This is a genomic window from Acetobacter musti (assembly GCF_011516835.1).
GTDB classification, from domain to species: domain Bacteria; phylum Pseudomonadota; class Alphaproteobacteria; order Acetobacterales; family Acetobacteraceae; genus Acetobacter; species Acetobacter musti.
The window spans coordinates 1-4,255 of the sequence record NZ_WOTB01000076.1; the positions used below are offsets into that span (position 1 = coordinate 1).

3 protein-coding genes and 1 pseudogene are annotated in these 4,255 nt (G+C 55.3%); 1 reads left to right on the forward strand and 3 read right to left on the reverse strand.

The window, feature by feature from the left end; genetic code table 11:
* The first annotated feature begins 366 nt into the window (after positions 1 to 366).
* Positions 367 to 1,110 (forward strand): alpha/beta hydrolase, encoded by a 744-nt coding sequence (locus GOB93_RS20560; protein ID WP_338422427.1) that lies wholly within the window; start codon positions 367 to 369, stop codon positions 1,108 to 1,110.
* A 276-nt stretch (positions 1,111 to 1,386) separates the two neighbouring features.
* On the opposite strand, the gene GOB93_RS20565 is transcribed toward GOB93_RS20560, so the two are convergent.
* The 3 genes and pseudogenes from GOB93_RS20565 to GOB93_RS22340 all read right to left on the reverse strand — a co-directional run bounded on the left by GOB93_RS20565 (position 1,387) and on the right by GOB93_RS22340 (position 4,002).
* On the reverse strand, positions 1,387 to 2,445 hold the full coding sequence (locus GOB93_RS20565) for a hypothetical protein (protein WP_173585226.1): 1,059 nt from the start codon (positions 2,443 to 2,445) through the stop codon (positions 1,387 to 1,389).
* A gap of 41 nt (positions 2,446 to 2,486) precedes the next feature.
* Positions 2,487 to 2,927 carry a helix-turn-helix transcriptional regulator gene (locus tag GOB93_RS22335; protein WP_408742428.1) on the reverse strand — a complete coding sequence of 147 codons (441 nt, stop codon included), beginning with the start codon at positions 2,925 to 2,927 and terminating at the stop codon, positions 2,487 to 2,489.
* A 296-nt stretch (positions 2,928 to 3,223) separates the two neighbouring features.
* Positions 3,224 to 4,002: pseudogene (locus tag GOB93_RS22340) on the reverse strand (IS5 family transposase).
* Between the last annotated feature and the right edge of the window lie 253 nt (positions 4,003 to 4,255).

Below are 4,255 nucleotides of genomic sequence, written 5' to 3' on the forward strand. Positions count from 1 at the left end.
AACCCCGGACCAGATGGCCAACAGCAACGCCGTCAGAAGGGCGGCATAACAACAACCGGGTATAGCTTATCAAGCCCGCAAAACTGTCCGAACGGACGGGACCACCTCAATTCTGTGCCAATAACGAGCAGATTCGTGGATTTCGCCGCAATATTCGTTCTGACCACATTTCTTTGTCCGGCGAACGCTGCGGCCGCATCCTCCTTACCGCCAGTCCAGACATTCGTTGAGGCGCCAGGGCCAAATGGCCCGCTCAAAGGAACTATGCTGTATCCCGGAAAGGATGCCCCAATTGTGCTCATGATCCCCGGCTCTGGTCCTACCGACCGTGACGGGAACAACACTCGCGGGCTAAAAGCGGCCACGATGAAGCTGCTGGCCGAGGGACTGGCTGCGCGTCGCGTCGCTACCGTCCGTATCGACAAGCGGGGGATGTATGCAAGCGCTGGGGCGATTCCGGATGCCAATGCCGTGACGATCGGAGATTACGCTACGGACGTTCGTTCATGGATAGCGTCCATTCGGCGCATGACAGGCACGAAGTGCGTCTGGGTTCTTGGACACAGCGAAGGCGGCTTGGTCGCGCTGTCAGCCGCGCAGAAGAACACGGAAATCTGCGGTCTGGTTCTTGTCGCGGTGCCAGGACGGCCAACGGACCAGGTGCTTGAAGAGCAACTGAAGTCCAACCCGGCGAATGCCCCGATACTCGATCAGGCGCTGACGGCTATCTCGAATCTTAAAGCCGGACAGCACGTTGATGCCAGCAGACTGGATCCCAGTCTGCTCCGGCTTTTCCATCCCGCGATCCAGAATTTCCTGATCAGCGAATTCTCTATCGACCCAGCGAAACTCATAGGGACGCTCGACAAGCCGGTTTTAATTGTGCAGGGCGAGCGCGATGTCCAGGTTGGTGTCGAAGACGCGCAAACCCTGAAAGGCGCTGACCTACGTGCGAAACTTGTGCTTTTGCCAAACACAAACCACGTCCTGAAATATGTGTCTTTTATCGATCGTCGTGCGAATCTTAGCACCTATTCAGATCCAAGTTTACCGCTTGCTCCCGGTGTCGTGCCCGCTATAGCGGATTTCATACTTTCCAGCCCTCAATAGGCTATCGGGACTGACAGCTCCACAGATACCGCCATGAACCTTCGGTCAATCTATTCATGGTGGCCCCCCGCATAGCTTCAGGAAACAGGCTTTGTTCGGATCATGCAAAAGACAGGGCTGTTCAGAGACTCTCAAATTCGGAGGGTCTGCCTGACTAGTGTCAGCTTTCGAGACGAGCCAGGGTTCACCCGAATGGCCTGAATGAAGGCGAAAGCGGACTTGCTGCTATCGCTTTCTATTCAGTCGTTCCGCTGATAAGCGGAGCCGCTGATGCTCTTACGGTGGCACACTGTCGCGCCGGGCAGTATCAAGCGCGACGCTATCCGCCCTGAGGGCATTGATCGCGGTCTGGTGCAGGCGGTCGACCGAAACGGTGTAAAGGCTGGCCGCGGATGTCAGGCCAAGCCGCGTCATCAAGATTTTCAGTACTTTCTTGTTAGCATAGCTGTGCGGATCGCCGGGATCGTCGCTCTGATTAGCGACAAAAGCGTCTAGTACGCGATTCCTGGTCGTGGTGGCATACGCCACCTCAGCGAGCTTAGCGCGATATTCGAGCCGCCATAAAGGCATGTCGCCAAAGCGCTTTTTGTCTGAATAGTGCTGGCTCTCGTGCGCAAGGAGGTTTACCCGGAATTTCTCGTCGGTCAGGCTGTCGTAACTCGGGACAATCACGAAAAGACCATCGCTGGTGGTCCAGCCGCCGGTTCCTGTATAATTACAGGTTAAGTAGCTGCTCCAGCCACGACTTATAAAGCCGTCGAGATAGTTGACATGTGTCGCATTGCTGCCTTCTGGTAAAGGAACCTGCTCAATTTTCTGCGTGTTGCGGCTCCAGATCATCAAATCATGAAGGACTCCCGTTCGTCCTTCCTGGGAAAAGAGGCCATAGGCAGTCAATCGGGCGGCAATCAACGGCTCAGCTTCTGCGATATTATTGAGGGGGCGGCTGAGGAGGTTCGCCAGACCGTTGGTAAGCGCCTTTTCTGCCGTCGGGCGACTGTTTGCGTTGAGAGCGCTTGTGCGCCAATAGGTGCGATACAGATTCAGAATATCATGTGTAAAGGTATTCTCATGCAGAATGTCTGACGTCATCTGCATCGTATTGTCCGGATTCAAACGCGATAAAGCACAAGAACGGAAGTAACGATCTTCGGAGCTGAGTTCTGTCGGTGAGATGGATTGCAGGGCGGATTGTGCTTCACCTCCCTGTCCACGCAGGATGGCACCCATTGCCAAACGTAGTTCCTGTTTTGCCGCCGGTGTGATCGAGATCGTACTCGCAATCGGAACGATGGTGGAAGCGGCGAGTAAAATAGCATTGGCACTGGCGGGCATCAATTTACTCACATTCAGTAGTTGTCTATCTCCTGCCAGTCTTACATCCTATCGTCTTGAATGGATTTGACCTTCCACTCACGAGGTGAGTAACCCGACGCCACTCTGACTGTTCGGCACAAATGTGCCTGATCCGCGAAGCCGCAACTATCAGCAATTGCCGCCAGCGATTCATCGGTCGTGGCTATAAGCTGCATCGCTCGCAGTAACTGGCTTTCTAACCGATACCGACCGGGTGTAACGCCGAACGCCGCCAAAAAACCGCGGCTGACCGTCGCTGGTGCGAGACCCGCTTCATGTGCCCACCGGGTGACGGAAACTGGCTTGCGTCGCAGCAGGGTAGCGAGAGTATCGGGCCAATCGTCATCCCGGGGAGAAATGACACTCACTGGCCGAAGATAGGTCAGGACCGGTAACCCTCGTCGTACAGCTATGATCAGCGCGTCGGGGTCGGCAACAGTAAAAACCGGAGGTAAAAACATATAAGTCGGTATGGGGATATTTATTATCCAGGCACCAGACCGTGCAATCTCATTGTCATGACACTCGAAAGCGGCGTGTGCGATGAGCTGGCCAGGTTTCACGGACCAGCGGCCTCTCGATCCTCGCTCGCCATAGGTACCATCCAGCAACAGAGAGACATAAGCCGAGCCGTGGCGATGTCGCGGCAGCCTGCCTGCGTCCAGCCTCTGTTCGTGCTTCGGGCACCCGAGCAAAACGACGCCTCCCGATATGGAGAATTAATCACCAATCACCATAAATCTACGGCGTATTTTCCTCAATGATGACTCTGCAGGAGGCTGGAACCGTTCCTGCAATGTGATCTCGTTAGGAGTGCCATGAGACTGGCAACGAAGAACCGCCGTGTTCCAGCTGCCACCCGTCGCCAGTCTTTGAGCTTTGCGAACATGTTTTCGATCAGATGGCGCTTTTTATACAGATGCCAGTCGTAAGGCAGCTTTGATTTCCGGTTCTTCTTCGGCGGAATGCGGGCGGTGATATTCCGGTCTGCGAGAGACTGTCTGATTTTATTGCTGTCGTATCCCCGGTCACCGATGACTTCCTCTGTCTCATCCGGCAGGTCCGCCAGCAGAACATCCGCGCCTTTGAAGTCACTCACCTGTCCCGCAGTCAGATGAAGGCAGACAGGCCGGCCCAGACCATCGCACACGGCATGGAGTTTTGAGTTCAGGCCGCCTTTTGTCCGTCCGATATGGCGGGGAAAAGCCCCTTTCTGAGAAGGGAGGCCGATGTCCGGTGCGCCTTGAGATGTGTTGCATCGATCATCAGGCGCTTTGAACGGCCAGCCTGTTCTGTCAGGACGACAAATATCCTGTCAAAGACACCCAGGCGGCTCCAGCGAATGAAACGATTATACAAAGTCCTGTGCGGACCATATGCTTTCGGGGCGTCTTTCCACTGAAGACCGTTGCGGATCACATAAACGATCCCGCTCAGAACACGCCGGTCATCCACACGGAGCACTCCGTGCGCCAGTGGGAAAAACAGCCTGATCCGATCCATCTGACGTTCAGACAGCAAAAATATCTCACTCACAGCCTCACCTCCAGCGGTAAGACTGTGAATCACAACAGCACGCTCAGTTCAGTGAATTAACAGGGCCTGAGCCTAGGACACACGTCCCATAAAAGGATGCCCGCCAGACATCACGCACCGTCCGGAGCGGCCCGTTCTTCCGTGCGTGCGAGTTCTACGGTTCCGAACTGCCTGTCCTGAGAGAGGGTGACGGCGCCCTGCTTTCCGAGTTCCAGCGCGGCGAGGAAATGCGCCGCTTTTGCCGCGTTGCGCT

Coding starts and splice junctions, on each gene's coding strand:
- GOB93_RS20560 (WP_338422427.1), top strand. CDS start 367: ATGAAGCTGCTGGCCGAGGGACTGGCTGCGCGTCGCGTCGCTACCGTC.
- GOB93_RS20565 (WP_173585226.1), bottom strand. CDS start 2,445: ATGCCCGCCAGTGCCAATGCTATTTTACTCGCCGCTTCCACCATCGTT.
- GOB93_RS22335 (WP_408742428.1), bottom strand. CDS start 2,927: ATGTTTTTACCTCCGGTTTTTACTGTTGCCGACCCCGACGCGCTGATC.